This window comes from Micromonospora sp. GCM10011541 (assembly GCF_042650725.1).
GTDB classification, from domain to species: Bacteria; Actinomycetota; Actinomycetes; order Mycobacteriales; family Micromonosporaceae; genus Micromonospora; species Micromonospora sicca.
In genome coordinates this window covers 1-947 of the sequence record NZ_JBHSBP010000129.1, presented here as the reverse complement: position 1 = coordinate 947, position 947 = coordinate 1, and the positions used below count along the sequence as shown (strand labels likewise).

The window sequence follows — 947 nt, the reverse complement described above, 5'->3', positions numbered from 1 at the left end:
TCCGTGACAGATGGATGAAGGGTGTCCAAGATCGGCGTTTCCACACACGTCAGACTCTGGAGCCTTCGTGATCGCCGACCTGGACACCCTTCTCATCGCACTCTACGTGGAACTGGTTGACCGGATCATCCCCGCCACGTCGGCACGCCGCCGTGGTCCGGGCCGCCCACCGGCGGTGACCGACGCCGAACTGGTCTGCCTGGCCGTGGCGCAGGTGTTGCTGCGCTACAACGAAGAACACCACTGGCTACGAGCCGCGGCGTCACGGGTCGGGCACCTGTTCCCCCGCTTGCTGGGCCAAAGCGAGTACAACGAGCGGCTCAAGCAGGCAGCGCCGCTGATGGAGGCCGCGCTGCGGTGGCTGGCCGAGCACACGCCCGGCTCGGCCGAACCGCTGCGACTCATGGACGCCACCCCGATCGGCTGCGGCCAGTCCAAGACCACTGCCCAGCGCTCGGATCTGTTCGGCTGGGCCGGCTACGGCTACGAGTCCGCCCACAGCCGCTGGTACTGGGGCGTCAAGCTGCTGCTCATCACCACCGCCGACGGCACGGTCACCGGGTTCGGCCTGGCCAACCCCAAACTGTTCGGCGAACGCGAGCAGACCCGTCAGATCCTCACCCGCCAGATCGCCAACCAGCCCGCCGCAGGCACCGCCGTGGTGACCGACAAGGGCCTGTCCGGCCAGGACACCGAACAGTTCTTCACCGACCTGGACCTCACCTTGATCCGCCCTGCCCGCCGCGACGAGCGCACACCCAGGCCCTTCCCCAACTGGCTGCGCCAACGCGTCGAGGCGATCATCTGGACGCTGAAGAACCAACTCGGCCTCGAACGCCACGGCGGGCGAGTCCCGCTGGGCCTGTGGACCCGCATCGTGCAGCGCCTGCTCGCCCTCAACGCCGCGATCTGGCACAACTGGACGATCGGCGCACCGATCAAGCGAT

The 947-nt window shown here is 67.9% G+C and carries 1 protein-coding gene; it reads left to right on the top strand.

The features are described from left to right. Nucleotides 1–67: 67 nt before the first annotated feature. Nucleotides 68–947, top strand: an 880-nt coding sequence (locus tag ACFOYX_RS36260; RefSeq protein ID WP_377534832.1) for a transposase, incomplete at its 3' end; no start/stop codon positions are given.